Origin of the sequence: Exiguobacterium sp. N5, assembly GCF_025842465.1 — a bacterium.
Taxonomy (GTDB): Bacteria; Bacillota; Bacilli; order Exiguobacteriales; family Exiguobacteriaceae; genus Exiguobacterium; species Exiguobacterium profundum.
Window position 1 is genome coordinate 1,911,375 of the sequence record NZ_JAPAEP010000001.1, and the last position, 15,083, is coordinate 1,926,457.

The following is a 15,083-nucleotide window of genomic DNA, read 5'->3' on the forward strand; positions in this document are numbered from 1 at the left end:
AGTTGGTCTGGGAAAATGTCTGAAGAACATCGTCCCATGAAAAAACAGCGCACCCTTTGTTTCGTTGATGCATTTTTATTTGAAGAATAGTGATTTCAACTTCACGAGGACTTCAAAATAAAAGAAAATCAAATCATGTAGTGTTAGCGTTGATTGAGCACGTACTTATGAATGCAAAGTTCGGAAAATATAAGAATAAATCTGATGAAAAAAGTAAACTCATTATTTGGATGGTTAAAACTAAAAGGCATACTCTCTATCATTGAGAATACACCTTCTGAAATCGTTACAGTATTGAGTTGATGAGAAGTATTTTCCATTCATCACATTTTTCGCTTTTTAAAGTGCAAAGTAATATGAACAGAACCATTCGTCAATCTTAGTTAACGATGAAAAAATAATATTGATTAAGTAGTTAATCAATATCATTTTGATTTAAGATTACAATTTTGTATTTTACTTTGGTTTTTTTAATAATTTAACAATCATAAAGATTGCGAATGAAATAAAGAGTAATAAAAATACTGCAAAATCAAGAAAGTTCATGTCATGCCTCCAGATTATTTTAAAATAGAATCTTTTTTAATCATTCCTTTTGCATTACACTCTACGTTAACACGTAGATATCGTTCTTGGAGTCTGAGACCGTGTCCTTTAACAGTGAGCCCCATAATTGCTGTCCCTTCTTGGTATGCGACTCTTCTCGAACTGCTTGGTTTTTGGACTTCACTCTTCTTATCGACTATGTCGATAAGAACCCCTCCTCCATTTTCAGTCTTCATATAGCTCCCAGTTCTTCTTGCGGTGACTGTAGTTCCATTATAAGTGAACTCAGCACTAATATATGCTGTGACTAATTTCCAACTAGTAGCTCTTGCGTCGTAGATGCTGCGGCTATTGGAAGCATTTTTAATCTTGCTTGTTCCTGCTGCTTGGACTGGACTAGAAAATATGTTTTGGATGAACGAGAAGAAGTTAGGTTCAACATCTTCTTCGGATTCTATTTCATCTGATTCATTCCATTCATCTACAATAATAAAATTATCATCAAAAGTTACAGATAAGTTATCGTTTATTTCATAAGTTTCCGTATCAAGGTTTGTGTCAAGAGTGACATTCGAAGTTGGAATATTAATCATTTCAAGTTCTTCATTCAAACCTTCTATTAAGGTGTGTTGTTGAGTCTTTTTTAAACTCTCCGCTACTACTTCGTCGAGTGATGTATGATTCGTTTGTACTTGTTTTGTAATATCTGTAATGATTTCTTCACGTTCGAGAGATATTGCTTTGATTTCGGAATCAGTAAACGTGACCTCTACATCAATAGTCTCATCTGAAATGTTTTTTGGAAGAATTTCATTGGCATACACATCGTTTGGAATTCCTAAACTTAGATTACTTACTAATAAAGCTATCGTTAAAAATAAAGTTCCTTTTTTTAACATCCAAATACCTCCATCATTATATTATTACAAAAAGTATAAAATGATGGATTATAAAAAATCTACCTATAACATTTTTTTGAAATAGTTAAATGTTAATCTTAAGGCTATTTTATTCTCTTCATCCTTCCAATACGCCGATCCTTCACGTTTTGCCCACTTATAAGTTTGGTGATTCATTCGGACCAAGGGTTCCACTACACCCATCCCGCCTATCACTCACGGGTTCGCGGGCTGGGATTGGCCCAGCCCATATCACGCCTTGGGACAAAGCGCCAATCGAGTCCTTCTTTGAAAACCTGAAAGACCATGTCAACTATTACAACAGCGAAAGCAAGCAATGGAATCTAAAAAGATGACCTCGGAACAATATCGGGGCCATCTGATCGCCGCATAGAATTCGAGACACTTTTTACTAAACTGTCCGTAAAACAGGGTTCAGTTCAATGTTCCTCTAAGTTTCCTCACTTATCTTGTATAGAATTGTTTGAAAAGATCATCGAGTTGATTGAGAGTCATCTCGCCATAAATATCCCCGATACTGATTTCTGTGGAACAGTACCCATCTTTTTCAACAAGATACCCCGTAATGCCTACTCCTGTTTCTTCTTGGATGCGCGCAATTTTCTCACCAAGCTCTTCCTTCTCCCATTGAAAATGAAGATGGAACATATTCGTGACCGGGATGCGTGGAGTCGTCCACACGCCATCGAGTTCATTGAAGCGCGCTGCCAAGCGGACGGCCTCGTTTCGATACTCGGCCATCTTGTCTTTTCGTAGCTCATAATAATAATCCGCGGACAGGATGTATGGATATAAGCTGATCAAGTCACCACCGTAGCGTCGCTTCCATACTTTCGACGTGTCACAAAATGCCTTCGGTCCAGCAAGGATGGCACCGGCAATGCCACCGATTCCTTTATAAAACGAGACATATACGCTATCAAAGAGCGCACAAATCTCAGAAGCCTCTTTTTCATAATACGGAAGCGATTCGAACAGTCGTGCACCATCCAGATGTAGATGAATCCCTTTCTCACGACAGTGTTCATGAATTGCCACAAGTTCCTCGAACGTCGGCAATTCCCCACCGATTTCTCGTTGTGGCAGTTCGAGCAACAGACACGCGATGTCCGGTAACGCTTGAATCTCTTCGAGCGTCATCAATCGGTTTTCGTCCCCCACTAAAATCGGTTCGATGTGATGCAACTCTTTTAAACCATCCTGCTCATGAATTTCAAGGTGGCACAGCGGGTGATATGCGACCTTTTTCTTCCCTGTCTCATCACACCAAATGCGTAGCGCAATCTGCTGTGCCATCGTACCGCTTGGAAAGAATACTGCCGACTCTTTCCCAAGAACCTGTGCCATCTTCTCTTCGAACTGTCGAATCGTTTTCCCCTGTCCATACTGATCACTCGGCTCATCTTCACGCACATGCTCAAATGCGCGTTTCAATACCCCGGCTTCCCGTTTGCCGTGACCGCTCAATTGAACGTTCGTCTGACGATACGTGTCTGCCAATCGCTCCATTCTTTCCCCTCCTCGACAAATAAGCTCCCTGTCAGTATAACAGGGAGTCCTCTCTTCAGTCGCGAATGCGGACGATGAGTTTACCGCGCACTTTTCGCGTTTGTAGTTTTTCGAGACCTTCTTTCAATTGGTCGAACGACAACACTTCTGTGACGAGATCGTTCAGTTCACCTGCATCGAGCAAGTTCATCATCTCTTCGGCCATATACGCCAAGTTGCGAATCGCATGTTCGTCCTCGCTCGCATGCGCCGCCCCGAGTGCCACTTCGTGAATCGAAGGAGATAACGTGAAGCCTTTCATGTTCGTCATGTCTGGTGGCCCGGCGATGTAGGCGAGGTGTCCGCTGAATGCGAGACGATCTAGGTCTGCTGTCGCAACGTCTCGTCCGACTGTATTCAAAATCAGGTCGACACCACGTCCATCTGTTTCTTCCATGATCCGTGCCGTCACGTCCTCGACGTTATAATCAATCACCACGTCCGCCCCGAGTGATTCTACCCACTCAACGTTCTCAGGAGATGCCGTCGTGAATACCTTCAGACCGAGCCGTTTTGCGAGCTGAATCGCAAATCCACCGACACCGCCCGCTCCTGCGTGTACGAGAATCGTCTCCTTATCTCGCGTGTTCAGCTTCTGCATGACCGCTTCATATGCTGTCATCCCCGCACACAGGATAGAAGCCGCCGCCTCATCGCTTACACCTTGCGGAACGACCGCACACGCCCGGGCATCGACGACCGTATACTCGGCGAATCCCCCATATTTCGAAAGATCCGTATGAACAGCCACACGCGAACCCGTAATGATGTTGGCGATACTCGAACCGACCTCAACGACTTCTCCGACGAGGTCGACACCGAGAATGTGTGGATATGACCAATTCGGGTTTCCGTTTGATCCGACTTTATAATCGACCGGATTCAAGGCGACCGCTTCGACACGAATCAACAGTTCTCCCGCTCCTGGTGTCGGTCGGTCGATTTCTCCAATATGCAGATGATCAAGACCAGGTTGATCGAGTAGCCATGCTTTCATGTTTAGTAAGCTCCTTCCGAATACGTGAGTTCGTATGAGTGTGAATAAATTTCAACGAGGTTGCCGAATGGATCTTCGCAGTACACCATGCGGTACGGTTTTTCACCTGGGTAGTATTCACGAATCGGCATCCGTTGTCTCCCGCCGTGAGCGACAATCTTCTCGACGAGCCCTTCGATGTCAGGGTCTTGTACACAGTAGTGGAAGATCCCTGTCTTCCAAAACTCGAAGTTGTCTTCTGGTGTTTCGTTGTTCGGGAATTCGAACAACTCAATCCCGATTCCGTCTCCCGTTGACATATGAGCGATTCGGAATTTGCCCCAGCCCGGTCCGAAGACGTCGGTACACATCACACCGATTGGCGAATCATCCTCGACGACGTCTGATGGTGTCATAATCGTATACCACCCCATCACGTCCTCATAAAATTTTACGGCCTCAGCGACGCTCGGTACAGAAAGACCGATGTGTGAAAACGTTCTTGGATATGTCATGTTTCATCTACTCCTTTTTGTTTGCTCAATTTAGCGGATAACGATAAGATACTGTCATTGAAGCAAGAAAAAAAGTACGCACATTGAAGTAACTACCCGAAAGTGAGGTTCCTTGAACATGACCACATCGTTCCCCGTCAACCGCGCACTTGAGATTATCGGCGGCAAATGGCGCCCCCAAGTGTACTGCACGCTTCAAGATGGACCGCTTCGTTTTTCTGATATTCAACGAGCGATTCCGGACGTCAGCCGAAAAGTGTTGACCGACCAATTGCGCGAGCTCGAGCAGCTCGGCATGGTTCGCCGTGTCGACTACTCGACCGAGAAGCACCTGCACGTCGAATATTCATTGACCGAAGACGCCCTCGGACTGCAACCCGCCATGAATGCCCTTTGTTCATGGGGAGAGTGCCACGACAAAAAATAATCCCGAGCCACATGGCCCGGGATTATTTTTATGAGGCGAACAGACTAATCAAATTCCCATCCGCATCGTACAGGATGGCGTAACGTTGACCCCAGAACGCATCCCACGGTGCTTTGTGTGACGCATAACCTTGTTCAAGGACTGAATCATACAAAGTATTCAGCGACTCTCGACTTTCACATAAGAAGGCAAGCTCAATCCGATGTCCTTCTGCCTGTTTCCATTCCCCGTACACCGATTCGGCCACTTCCACCGTATCGAACGCGAGACGCACGCCCCCCTCATCGATTTCCACATGCGCTTCTCCATTCATCGCTTCCGGAATCTCAAACCCGAGCGCACGATAAAAATCGAGTGAGCGCTTCATATCCTTCACGACGATGCCGATCATATCCAACTTGACTGCCATCTTGTCCCCTCCCTTTATTTTCATGATACGATTTGAGTGTAGCACGACCACTTCCATCAGAGACGAGGAATTTCAATGAATTATACGTTTCAACCACTCACCCAAGAGCAAGCCGAACGTATCGCCTTTGAGTGGCGCTATGAAGGCGACTACGCGTTTTACAATATGGACGCCGACGAGGAAGACCTCGTCTTATTTTTAGATGCAGATGAACGGGGCGACACGACGTTCGCCGTCCTTGAAACGAATGAGATGATCGGCTTTGTCACGTTACAATTCGAATCACCAGGAACTGTTACCATCGGTCTTGGCATGCGCCCTGATTTGACGGGCAACGGCAATGGATATCGATTTCTAACATCGATTTTAAATTGGATTGATGCGACATATGGGACTCACACCATACGCCTTGCCGTCGCCACGTTCAACAAGCGAGCGATCCGTTTATATGAATCACTCGGTTTCCTCCCACAAGACACGTTCATGCAGGAGACGAACGGTGGAGTGTATCCGTTTCTTTCAATGACACGTGAACACAGTAAAACCCCGAACAACTGATGTCCGGGGTTTCGTTATGTCCGCTGCTTCTTTTGAATATATGAGAGACCGAGCGCTCCGATGAGAATCGTCCCTTTGACGATGTCTTGCGCATAATACGGGACATCCCACATCGTCAGTCCGTTTAGAAGAATCCCAATCAAAATAGCTCCAATCAATGTTCCGATGACGTTCGGACGCCCTGTTCCGAAGACAGCATAACCAATGTAAGCAGCCGCGACGGCATCCATCAAGAGGGGTGCCCCAGCCGAGACCTGACCAGTCCCAATCCGAGATGCAAGAATGATCCCACCGATGGCCGCAAACAACCCACTGAGCACGTAGGCATAAAGTTTAATGCGATTCACGGCAATCCCAGAACGACGGGCCGCTTCGGCGTTCGATCCGACGTAATAAAACTCACGCCCAGTCCGCGTATAAGTCAAGAACAGATGCGCTCCGATAAAGAATACCAGCATGAGTAAGGCGACGAACGGAATCGGACCGATTGTCCCTTGACCGATGAATAGAAACGACGGGATGAAACGTCCTGGCGCCGTCCCCCCTTCAATCGGCATGTTGTCATAAATCGAGAATCCTTTCGTATACGTCAATTGAATCCCGTTAATGACGTACATGATGGCGAGTGTCGCTAGTAAATCCGGCAACCGAAACTTGATTGTGACGAGCGCATTTAACAGCCCGACGAGAATCCCGAGTGCAAGTGGGATCAGCAGAGCGACGAGTAGTTCTTGCCGATGAAGGACGAGGCTTGCTGCCGCCCCGATTGTCGCAAGACTCGCCGTCGATCCGACTGATAAGTCAAATCCTCCTACGATGAGCGAGAATGTGACGCCAAGGGCAAGTAACGACACGATTGAAACCGATTTGATGATGTCACTAAAATTTGCATACGTCAGAAATTGATCGTTCGTCACGGTAAAGACCGCAATCAAACCAAGGATTGCGAGTAACGTCCCATACTGACCGATATGACCGCTGATTCGTTTTCGTTCCTTGACCACCAATTGTGCCATCTTACACGCCTCCTTTCTCTACAATTTGTCCACGGTCGAGCCAAACAATCCGATTGGCGACCCGTTCGAGTTCATGTCGCTCACTTGACGTGAACAATACGGTCTTCCCTTGTTTCGCGAGTGCAATGACGCGTTCATACACGTCTTGTTTCGCTGCGATATCGATTCCTTTTGTCGGTTCGTCGAGCAGATAAATGTTTCGGTCTTCGAGTAACCATTTGCTAAAGACGACCTTCTGTTGATTTCCACCACTCAGCTCACGAACCGGTTGTTTCACGTTCGCATAACGGACGCGAAGCGATGCCAATACGTCCGAAACGCGAGTTGCCTTTCCTGCGACAGCAATCACGTTCCGCTCAATCGTCTCGTCTAGAAATAATCCATGACGACGTCTCTCCTCTGGAACGAGTGCAAACCCTTCACGTACGGCATCTGCCGGTTCTTTGATCACGTGTTCTTCCCCATCGATTGTGATGGATTGACGAATCCCAGCAAGACCGAACAATGCTTCCATCAGTTCCGTCTTCCCACTCCCCGTCAATCCTCCAAGCCCGAGCACTTCTCCGCGATACGCTTCAATCGAAATCTCGGATTGGAACGCCGGAAGGGTCAACTGCGCGGACAAACAAATCTTGTCTTCCGGCACCGCCTTTTCTAACGCCGCATCAAATGTTGTCCCACTTAAAAATGTCTGCACCGCTTCCGAGGAGAGCGATTGGTACGGTCCATCGTACACGACACGTCCGTCTCGAAGAAACGTAGAGGTCGACGTGACCCGTGTGAGCTCGTTTGAACGATGCGTGACCAACACGATGCCTACCCCTTCTGCCGCCAGCGTTTGTAATAATTCAAGTAAGGCGTCGGCATCCGTTTCAGATAAGGCAGCGGTCGGTTCGTCGAGGAGCAAATACTTAGCATCGCTCTCGAGTGCCCGAGCGATGAGAAGGCGCTGTTTCACGCTTAGCGGGAAGTGACCGGCTGGACGCGTTGGATCGACCTCTAAACCGACTCGGGACAACACACGTTTCGCTCGCTGTTTCAAACGTTGCGGACGAATCCGTTTCACTGTCTGCCATGGAAGGACGTTCTCATATACAGGCAAGTCCAAATAGAGCGCATCATCGACTTCTTGTGACACCGTGATGATGCCATGACGAATCGCTTCCGCTGGTGTGAGGCGGATTGATTTTCCATCAATGGACAACTCGCCGGACGTCGGTTCAGCCGTTCCGTTTAGCAGTTTGATGAGCGTACTCTTACCGGCCCCGTTCAGACCGAGGAGACCATGAATGTCTCCCGGCTTTAAACTGAAGGATAGTTGATCGAGTACCGTGACGTCACCATACTGTTTCGTGATTCGTTCCAAGCGAATCATCAGTCTGTCTCCTTCATCCAATCCGACCATGCCGCATTCGATTCGCCCCAACCTGGCACGTACTGTCCAAGGTCATCCATCGTGACAGGCTCATTCGGCAAGACATCACGGTCCACTAGATATGGGTCGACCGAATGAATGGAAGGCGTCTCTTCCCCGACTACTTTTTGATAAGCGTAACGGACTTGAATGCGACCGATTTCGGCTGGATCTGTGGCAGCTGTCACTTTCCACGGACTTCCCTCTTCTTGCATGAGTTGTAAATCTTCGTCACTCAAATCAATTCCATAGACGGCAATCTCGTCACGTCCTGCCTGTTTGATGGCACGGCTCGCCCCTTTTGCGAACTCATCCCACATCGCAAACACCGCATCAATTTCGCCTTCCGGGTACTTCTTCAAAATCGCCTCCATCTGGCTTTGCGTATCGAGCGCCGTGTTGTTCGTCGCCGAACCGAACTTTGCGACTTCCTGGATGCCGGGATAGCGTTTTAAGAACGCATCATAAATCGTATGTCGACGTTCCATCGGGGTGAATCCACCGACCCAAATCGTGACGATGTTCCCTTCCCCGTCCAAATCTTCCGCGAGTGCTTTTAGCGAGCGCCATGCTAGTGAATAATCATCTTGGTCGATGACCGTCACGCCTTTGTTCGTCAAATCGTTATCGAATGCAACGACTTTGATGCCTTTGTCGAGCGCCCGTTGAACCGGTTCTTTCAAGGCATCGGCACGTCCGTGGTCAATCAAGATCACATCGACTCCTTGCGTCGTCGCCGTATCGACATAACTCGCCATTTTCGACAAATCATTTTCGGCATTATACACTTTCACGTTGCCACCGAACGCTTCGACTTGCTCGGTCACCCCTTCGATATACTGCGAAGAGAACGTCCCGATCGACATCTGCATAACGAGGGCGACTTCTAGATTTTTCGGAAGCGTCTCATTTGAGACGTTGACGGTTTTCGCTTCCGTTTTACTTGTTGTCGTAGTCGTTTTCGGTTGAGCCTGTTCGTTCGTGCATCCGGCAAGTGCCAGGATGACGGTCAACAGGAAGAAGATGATTTTTTTAGACATATGTGTTTCCTCCTACATGTTCTACAATGACCGACTCAGTCGGTTCGAGCACACCTGTCTCTGTAATTAGACCGGTAATCAGTTCGGGTGGTGTCACATCAAACGCCGGATTGAAGACGGTGATGCCGACGAGTGCCGTCGGATGTCCCCCGATATGGGTCACTTCATGCGCGTCCCGTTCTTCGATTTGAATCGTGTCATCTGCCTCTAAATCGAATGTCGAATGCGGAGCAGCCACATAGAATGGGATGCCGTAATGCTTCGCCAAAATCGCAAGCTGAAGTGTTCCGATTTTATTCGCTGTATGACCGGTACGGGTGATGCGGTCCGCCCCGACGATGATAGCATCGATTTGTTTCGTCTGGATGGTCCAGGCCGCCATGTTATCTGTAATCAGTGTGACATCGATATCTGCCCGGTCGAGCTCCCATACCGTCAGTCGTGCTCCTTGAAGCAGCGGTCGCGTTTCGGACGCGAACACCCGAAACGGGATGCCACGCTCTTTCCCGACATAGAACGGCGCGAGCGCGGTACCGTATCGTGACGTCGCGATGGCACCGGCGTTACAAATCGTCAATACGTTGCCACCAGCGGGTAACACGGTGAGCGCATGTTCCCCAATCGTGCGATACGTAGCCACGTCTTGTTCAAAGATTTCAATCGCACGCTGCTTGATTGCTTTTGCAATCTGTTCAAAGTCCTCCCCCACATTCAATCGAAGGAGTGATTCGATGACATGCTGTAAGTTGACCGCGGTCGGTCTTGTCGCAATCAACCGTTGACCGACTTGATTCAATTGGAGATGAAAATATGGATTGTCTTGCAGACGTGACGCTTCTTTCGCAAGGACAAACGCCCCGAAATAAGCGATGGCCGGTGCACCGCGAACTTGAAGCGACTTGATTGCCTGCTCGGCTTGTTCGAGCGTCAACACTTCGACATAGCGCTCTTCTTGCGGCAACAGCGTCTGATCTAAAATCGTCAACACTTCCGAGTCGGCATCGAAATGAATACTTTGCACACTCATACGCGCACCTCCGACAAGACTGGAATCAATTGATCGATGGATTGAATTTGATGGCGCTGTTTGATGAGACGCGTACCGAGCTCTAAGGCGTGGCGTTTCCGTTCGATGCGAAGGTCGTCTGGTAATGTCTCTAAGTCGGCGACTCCAGCTAGACCGACAGTCCGCCGAATCAATTCGCAGCCTGCGTAGCCGATGGCATCACTCAAAATGGATGGCAACAGTTCGTCCACGAATCCTACTGTGTTGAACGGCTCTGCGGCCTGTGTAAAGCGGGTACGGAACGTTTTCTCGAACGTCTCCCAGACGGTGAGTACTTCGGTGAAGCGTTCGAATCGTTTCAACGGATGCGCATACGTTGAGAACACCAGATGAGCAATGATTTGACCAATGTCAAAGCCGAACGGACCGTAAAACGCAAATTCTGGATCGATGATTTTTGTTTCTTGACGGGTCGCAAAAATGCTTCCTGTATGTAAATCCCCGTGCAGTAGCGCTTCGTGCTTCGTCACGAACCCAACCTTCAATTTGGTCACTTCAATTTTCAAAGCGAGGTCTGACCAGAGTTGCTCCACATCCGGACGAAGGACTGGCTCGATTTGATTCGATTCTGCGTCGCGATACGGGTCGGTGAAGATCAGTTTCTCCGTGATATCGCATAGTTCTGGATTGTAATACTCTTTTTCGATTTGTTTCTTCACGAGTGGTCCGTTCGCGTAGTCAGACGTCGCAAACAACGTTTCCCCGAGGAACGTACCGACGTGGCGGGCTAAGTTCGGGTAGCTCTCTCCTTTTAGGAAGCCGGTGCGGACGATTTCGAACGATGATAAATCTTCTAAAATCGTATAGGCGAGTTCACGGTCACTCCCGAGGACACTCGGGACGAACTGAGGCACGACTTTTGAAAATTCACGAAGAGCCAGCTGTTCAATCCAAGACCGATCAAGCGTGAGCGGCCAGCTCTCCCCCACGACTTTTGCATACGGTAACGCTTGTTTCACAATCAATGACGTCTCTCCTTGACGAATGCGAAAGACGAGATTTAAATTTCCATCCCCGATCTCCTCGCATTCTGCAATCCCCTCTTCTAGTAACCCTAACTGTCGAACGTGGTCGACGACACTCTGTTCTGTAAACGCCTCATAAGCCATGATGGTTTTCCCCTTTCTTGGATCTATGCATGAAAAAAGCCCCTTTCTCCGCGAGAAAGAGGCACACCCAAATTGGTTGTTCCTCTCATCTTTCAGACATGTGTCTGGTGGATGTAGCACCGTGCCAAATGGTCGGTTGCTGCGGCGTCTTAGGGCCAATTCCCTCTGCCAACTCGCGATAAGAGTAAATAATGTAATTGTGTTTGACGTGTTGAGACGAATATTACGGACTAGGCATGCTAGTTGTCAATCCTCTATTTTCAGTCGCCCACTTATTTTCGACACGCATATATAGAAACATTATTTTTAAACTTTTTTTCTCAAAAAAAGGAATTGACGAGTGAGCGATTCTATGTAAAAATTCAATTAAATTTCACAACTTCACAACTATTCTTATCAAGAGCAGACGGAGGGACAAGCCCGATGATGTCGCAGCAACCGACCAGAAATGGCACGGTGCTAATTCTTGCAGCTAACGCTGAGAGATAAGAGTTCATTGTTTTTTTGAATGACCTCTTGCCTTGGCATGAGGTCATTTTTTGTTTGACCTGAAAGGAGGAACTTATGGGAATCATCGCTACTTATGAAATCAAACATACCGATCACGTCGAGCGTGTAGCTGAGAAAATCGCACATGAGCTGACCGTCGGGACATGGACCGAGTTGAACCATCTCGAACAATATCAACTGCAAGCGTTCCGAGGTGAGGTCATCGCCACGTCCCAACAAGAAACGACAAGTCGCTTCTCGATTCGCTACCCGCTACATAACGTGACACCGGACTTTTCGTCCATTCTGACGACGACATTCGGTAAGCTCTCCCTCGACCCAGGCGTTCAACTTGTCGACCTCTCGCTTCCAGAGGAACTCGCACCGGACTTTCCGGGTGCCGCATTCGGAGTTGAAGGGGTCCGGGACATCCTTCGTGTACACGACCGCCCGCTCGCGATGAGCATCTTCAAAGGCGTCATCGGACGAGACCTTGATTTTTTGGCGACACAACTCCGGGACCAGTTCGCAGGCGGCATCGACCTCGTCAAAGACGATGAAATTCTATATGACAATCCGCTCACCCCGTCGCTCGAACGGGCACGGATCGGGGCATCGGTCATCCGGGAGCATAAAGAAACGACCGGTCGCTCCGTTCTATACGCCGTCACGTTGAGCGGACCCGTTTTCACCTTACTCGACCAGGCGAAGCGATTGATGGAGGCAGGCGCGACCGCACTCTTATTCAACGTATATACGTATGGGCTCGACGCATTGCGCGAGCTCGCTAAAGATCCTGAGATTCATGTCCCGATTTTGGCACATCCCGCTTTTGCCGGAGCGTTGACCGGATCGGTTCGTCATTCCCTACTCTTCGGGAAACTGATTCGCTTGGCCGGGGCAGACTTGACACTCTTCCCGTCGCCATACGGTTCACTGTCGACACCGAAAGACGAGGCACAACAGATTCAGACGTACGCGACAGAACCTCATTGGACGAAACCGATTCTGACGGTCCCGTCTGCCGGTATCCATCCTGGACTCGTACCAGATTTGATTCGTGACTTCGGATCAGATGTCGTCATCAATGCGGGTGGTGGGATTCACGGACATCCAGACGGTGCGGCTGACGGAGCGAGAGCGTTCCGCCAAGCGATCGATCAAGCAATTGGTAAGACGAGCGAGACCGATGCGTTATCGACTGCTTTAGATGCGTGGGGTGCACGATGAGTACGCACGTCATCTGTGATTTCGACGGGACCATCACGGAAGAAGATAACATCATCGCATTGATGCGACGCTTCGCCCCACCTGAATGGGTCGAACTTAAAGATAGTGTGTTGAACCAAACGCTCTCCATTCGCGAAGGCGTCGGTCAGATGTTCAGCTTGCTCCCGAGTGAACAGGAATTGAAGTACCGTGAATTTCTTCAGTCGACCATAACGTTTCGACCAGGGTTTATCGAGTTTTTACAGGAGACACAGTCATGCGGCTTTCGATTTGATGTCGTCAGTGGCGGAATGGACTTTTTCGTCCATCCGATTCTAGAAGGTTACGTCGAACCGGAACACATCTACTGCAATCATGTTGATTTCTCTGGAGAGACGGCACACGTCACCTGGCCTCATACATGCGATGTCCATTGTTCGAACGATTGTGGATGCTGCAAGCCGACGATTGCCCGACAGATTGTCTCACCTACCGACACGTTGATTGTCATCGGGGACTCCGTCACCGACTTTGAAATCGCCAAACGTGCCGACGTCGTGTATGCACGGGGGCAATTGATTTCGCTATGTGAGGCGGAAGGAATTCGACATGTTCCGTTCGAGACATTCTATGACATTTCAGCTCACATGAAAGGAGTGAACGTATGACCGTACAAGAACGATGGGTCGAACTTGCCGACATTAAAGACGAGCTCGCCGCACGAGACTGGTTCCCCGGAACGAGCGGGAACCTGGCGATCCGCGTATCAGATGACCCATTGACATTCCTTGTGACGGCAAGCGGTCGTGATAAACGAAAGCGCACCAATGAAGACTTCGTTCTCGTCGATGCGACCGGTCAATTGATTGGAGAGCAAACAGGCAAACCGTCCGCGGAGACGTTGCTACACGTCGAAATTTTTAACAACACGAACGCAACCTGTTCGCTTCACGTGCATACGGTCGACAATAACGTCATCTCGGAACTGTATGCAGCAAAAGGTCACGTGACGTTCACAGGTCAAGAAATCATCAAGGCACTCGGCTATTGGGAGGAAACGGCAAGCGTCCAAATCCCGATCATCGAAAACCATGCGGATATTCCGACGCTCGCCCGTGCATTTGCCCCACATGTCACAAGCGATGCAGGTGCCGTCCTCATTCGGAACCACGGAATCACCGTTTGGGGCGAGACGCCAGCTGCGGCAAAACGTTATTTAGAAGCATATGAATTTTTGTTCAGCTATTCATTAAAATTACGCGCCTTAGGCGTCCATTCATAAGGAGGAATTCAACATGGCAACGATTTATTTCCAACAAACAGAAGAACGCGTCAGCGACCAACAAGAGGTACGTGCCTTTTTAGAATCACGAGACATCCTTTACGAAGCATGGGACATCGCAAAGTTACCGGCTTCTCTTCAGGAAAATTACCAACTGACAGACGAAGACAAAGAAACTATCTTGGCGACGTTCCGTGACGAGATTCAAGATGTATCAGCACGACGTGGCTACAAGACGGCTGACGTCATCTCGCTATCCGATGCGACACCGAATTTAGATGAACTGCTCGTCAACTTCCAAAAAGAGCATCATCATACAGATGACGAGGTTCGTTTCATCGTCAGTGGTCACGGCATCTTTGCGATTGACGATGCAGAACGCGGATACTTCAATATCGAACTCAATCCAGGTGATCTCATCTCCGTGCCGGTCAACACACGTCATTACTTCACGTTGCAAGAGGACCGTCAAGTCGTCGCCATTCGTATTTTCGTGACGACTGAGGGCTGGGTGCCGATTTACGAAAAAGAAAATGTGCAGGCATAAGAAAAGGTCTCT

General features: G+C 48.5%; 16 protein-coding genes, 1 pseudogene and 2 riboswitches. Of the genes and pseudogenes, 7 read left to right on the top strand and 10 right to left on the bottom strand.

The features are described from left to right. Positions 1 to 560: 560 nt before the first annotated feature. Entirely contained in the window at positions 561 to 1,445 is an 885-nt protein-coding gene (locus OKS35_RS09860; RefSeq protein ID WP_264092963.1) for a hypothetical protein, read from the bottom strand. A 168-nt stretch (positions 1,446 to 1,613) separates the two neighbouring features. Here OKS35_RS09860 and OKS35_RS09865 point away from each other — a divergent pair. Continuing rightward, a pseudogene (locus OKS35_RS09865) lies at positions 1,614 to 1,839 on the top strand (IS3 family transposase); the annotation flags it as partial. Positions 1,840 to 1,910: 71 nt separating this feature from the next. On the opposite strand, the gene OKS35_RS09870 reads toward OKS35_RS09865, so the two are convergent. From OKS35_RS09870 to OKS35_RS09880, 3 genes are read right to left on the bottom strand one after another with little or no spacing between them, the layout of a single operon-like run. Further along, positions 1,911 to 2,975, bottom strand: coding sequence for a threonine aldolase family protein (locus OKS35_RS09870; RefSeq protein WP_264092964.1), 1,065 nt, complete (start codon positions 2,973 to 2,975; stop codon positions 1,911 to 1,913). A 55-nt stretch (positions 2,976 to 3,030) separates the two neighbouring features. Then, positions 3,031 to 4,011, bottom strand: a complete 981-nt coding sequence (locus OKS35_RS09875) for a zinc-binding dehydrogenase (protein ID WP_031422092.1) — start codon at positions 4,009 to 4,011, stop codon at positions 3,031 to 3,033. A gap of 2 nt (positions 4,012 to 4,013) precedes the next feature. Then, complete coding sequence (locus OKS35_RS09880) at positions 4,014 to 4,505, bottom strand: lactoylglutathione lyase family protein (protein WP_074035577.1); 492 nt, start codon at positions 4,503 to 4,505, stop codon at positions 4,014 to 4,016. Positions 4,506 to 4,623: 118 nt separating this feature from the next. Here OKS35_RS09880 and OKS35_RS09885 point away from each other — a divergent pair, with 118 nt between their 5' ends. Next, the gene (locus tag OKS35_RS09885) at positions 4,624 to 4,932 is read left to right on the top strand and encodes a winged helix-turn-helix transcriptional regulator (RefSeq protein WP_078147739.1); all 309 of its coding nucleotides are present in this window, start codon (positions 4,624 to 4,626) and stop codon (positions 4,930 to 4,932) included. 28 nt (positions 4,933 to 4,960) lie between these two features. Here the strand turns inward: OKS35_RS09885 and OKS35_RS09890 are convergent, their stop codons facing one another. Continuing rightward, positions 4,961 to 5,341 carry a VOC family protein gene (locus OKS35_RS09890; protein WP_159563035.1) on the bottom strand — a complete coding sequence of 127 codons (381 nt, stop codon included), beginning with the start codon at positions 5,339 to 5,341 and terminating at the stop codon, positions 4,961 to 4,963. A gap of 75 nt (positions 5,342 to 5,416) precedes the next feature. Here OKS35_RS09890 and OKS35_RS09895 point away from each other — a divergent pair, with 75 nt between their 5' ends. Continuing rightward, entirely contained in the window at positions 5,417 to 5,899 is a 483-nt protein-coding gene (locus OKS35_RS09895) for a GNAT family N-acetyltransferase (RefSeq protein WP_264092965.1), read from the top strand. Between the two features lie 14 nt (positions 5,900 to 5,913). Here the strand turns inward: OKS35_RS09895 and OKS35_RS09900 are convergent, their stop codons facing one another. Genes OKS35_RS09900 through mtnK form a run of 5 tightly spaced genes read right to left on the bottom strand, consistent with a single transcriptional unit; the run spans position 5,914 to position 11,544 of the window. Further along, positions 5,914 to 6,915: an ABC transporter permease gene (locus tag OKS35_RS09900; RefSeq protein ID WP_012727477.1), complete on the bottom strand. Its 1,002-nt coding sequence runs from the start codon at positions 6,913 to 6,915 to the stop codon at positions 5,914 to 5,916. 1 nt (position 6,916) lies between these two features. Then, the gene (locus OKS35_RS09905) at positions 6,917 to 8,290 is read right to left on the bottom strand and encodes an ATP-binding cassette domain-containing protein (protein WP_264092966.1); all 1,374 of its coding nucleotides are present in this window, start codon (positions 8,288 to 8,290) and stop codon (positions 6,917 to 6,919) included. Then, on the bottom strand, positions 8,290 to 9,369 hold the full coding sequence (locus OKS35_RS09910) for a sugar ABC transporter substrate-binding protein (protein ID WP_264092967.1): 1,080 nt from the start codon (positions 9,367 to 9,369) through the stop codon (positions 8,290 to 8,292). The genes OKS35_RS09905 and OKS35_RS09910 overlap by 1 nt, the downstream gene beginning before the upstream one ends. Continuing rightward, positions 9,362 to 10,396, bottom strand: coding sequence for an S-methyl-5-thioribose-1-phosphate isomerase (gene mtnA / locus OKS35_RS09915; protein ID WP_264092968.1), 1,035 nt, complete (start codon positions 10,394 to 10,396; stop codon positions 9,362 to 9,364). The genes OKS35_RS09910 and mtnA overlap by 8 nt, the downstream gene beginning before the upstream one ends. After that, positions 10,393 to 11,544: an S-methyl-5-thioribose kinase gene (mtnK, locus tag OKS35_RS09920; RefSeq protein ID WP_159563039.1), complete on the bottom strand. Its 1,152-nt coding sequence runs from the start codon at positions 11,542 to 11,544 to the stop codon at positions 10,393 to 10,395. Before mtnK ends, mtnA begins: the two co-directional genes overlap by 4 nt. Positions 11,545 to 11,626: 82 nt before the next feature. Next, positions 11,627 to 11,729: riboswitch (SAM riboswitch) on the bottom strand. A 205-nt stretch (positions 11,730 to 11,934) separates the two neighbouring features. Then, a riboswitch (SAM riboswitch) is annotated at positions 11,935 to 12,036 on the top strand. Positions 12,037 to 12,108: 72 nt separating this feature from the next. Between mtnK and OKS35_RS09925 the strand changes: the two genes are divergently transcribed. The 4 genes from OKS35_RS09925 to OKS35_RS09940 are packed head-to-tail and all read left to right on the top strand — an operon-like array spanning position 12,109 to position 15,071. Further along, complete coding sequence (locus OKS35_RS09925) at positions 12,109 to 13,263, top strand: 2,3-diketo-5-methylthiopentyl-1-phosphate enolase (protein ID WP_159563040.1); 1,155 nt, start codon at positions 12,109 to 12,111, stop codon at positions 13,261 to 13,263. Then, positions 13,260 to 13,910 carry a 2-hydroxy-3-keto-5-methylthiopentenyl-1-phosphate phosphatase gene (locus tag OKS35_RS09930; RefSeq protein WP_264092969.1) on the top strand — a complete coding sequence of 217 codons (651 nt, stop codon included), beginning with the start codon at positions 13,260 to 13,262 and terminating at the stop codon, positions 13,908 to 13,910. The genes OKS35_RS09925 and OKS35_RS09930 overlap by 4 nt, the downstream gene beginning before the upstream one ends. After that, complete coding sequence (locus OKS35_RS09935; protein ID WP_264092971.1) at positions 13,907 to 14,524, top strand: methylthioribulose 1-phosphate dehydratase; 618 nt, start codon at positions 13,907 to 13,909, stop codon at positions 14,522 to 14,524. The genes OKS35_RS09930 and OKS35_RS09935 overlap by 4 nt, the downstream gene beginning before the upstream one ends. A gap of 13 nt (positions 14,525 to 14,537) precedes the next feature. After that, positions 14,538 to 15,071, top strand: a complete 534-nt coding sequence (locus OKS35_RS09940) for a 1,2-dihydroxy-3-keto-5-methylthiopentene dioxygenase (RefSeq protein ID WP_264092972.1) — start codon at positions 14,538 to 14,540, stop codon at positions 15,069 to 15,071. Positions 15,072 to 15,083: the final 12 nt, after the last annotated feature.

What these genes read in the sequence shown, in the direction of transcription:
- OKS35_RS09860 (WP_264092963.1), bottom strand. Translation starts at nt 1,445, where the DNA reads ATGTTAAAAAAAGGAACTTTATTTTTAACGATAGCTTTATTAGTAAGT.
- OKS35_RS09870 (WP_264092964.1), bottom strand. Translation starts at nt 2,975, where the DNA reads ATGGAGCGATTGGCAGACACGTATCGTCAGACGAACGTTCAATTGAGC.
- OKS35_RS09875 (WP_031422092.1), bottom strand. Translation starts at nt 4,011, where the DNA reads ATGAAAGCATGGCTACTCGATCAACCTGGTCTTGATCATCTGCATATT.
- OKS35_RS09880 (WP_074035577.1), bottom strand. Translation starts at nt 4,505, where the DNA reads ATGACATATCCAAGAACGTTTTCACACATCGGTCTTTCTGTACCGAGC.
- OKS35_RS09885 (WP_078147739.1), top strand. Translation starts at nt 4,624, where the DNA reads ATGACCACATCGTTCCCCGTCAACCGCGCACTTGAGATTATCGGCGGC.
- OKS35_RS09890 (WP_159563035.1), bottom strand. Translation starts at nt 5,341, where the DNA reads ATGGCAGTCAAGTTGGATATGATCGGCATCGTCGTGAAGGATATGAAG.
- OKS35_RS09895 (WP_264092965.1), top strand. Translation starts at nt 5,417, where the DNA reads ATGAATTATACGTTTCAACCACTCACCCAAGAGCAAGCCGAACGTATC.
- OKS35_RS09900 (WP_012727477.1), bottom strand. Translation starts at nt 6,915, where the DNA reads ATGGCACAATTGGTGGTCAAGGAACGAAAACGAATCAGCGGTCATATC.
- OKS35_RS09905 (WP_264092966.1), bottom strand. Translation starts at nt 8,290, where the DNA reads ATGATTCGCTTGGAACGAATCACGAAACAGTATGGTGACGTCACGGTA.
- OKS35_RS09910 (WP_264092967.1), bottom strand. Translation starts at nt 9,369, where the DNA reads ATGTCTAAAAAAATCATCTTCTTCCTGTTGACCGTCATCCTGGCACTT.
- mtnA (WP_264092968.1), bottom strand. Translation starts at nt 10,396, where the DNA reads ATGAGTGTGCAAAGTATTCATTTCGATGCCGACTCGGAAGTGTTGACG.
- mtnK (WP_159563039.1), bottom strand. Translation starts at nt 11,544, where the DNA reads ATGGCTTATGAGGCGTTTACAGAACAGAGTGTCGTCGACCACGTTCGA.
- OKS35_RS09925 (WP_159563040.1), top strand. Translation starts at nt 12,109, where the DNA reads ATGGGAATCATCGCTACTTATGAAATCAAACATACCGATCACGTCGAG.
- OKS35_RS09930 (WP_264092969.1), top strand. Translation starts at nt 13,260, where the DNA reads ATGAGTACGCACGTCATCTGTGATTTCGACGGGACCATCACGGAAGAA.
- OKS35_RS09935 (WP_264092971.1), top strand. Translation starts at nt 13,907, where the DNA reads ATGACCGTACAAGAACGATGGGTCGAACTTGCCGACATTAAAGACGAG.
- OKS35_RS09940 (WP_264092972.1), top strand. Translation starts at nt 14,538, where the DNA reads ATGGCAACGATTTATTTCCAACAAACAGAAGAACGCGTCAGCGACCAA.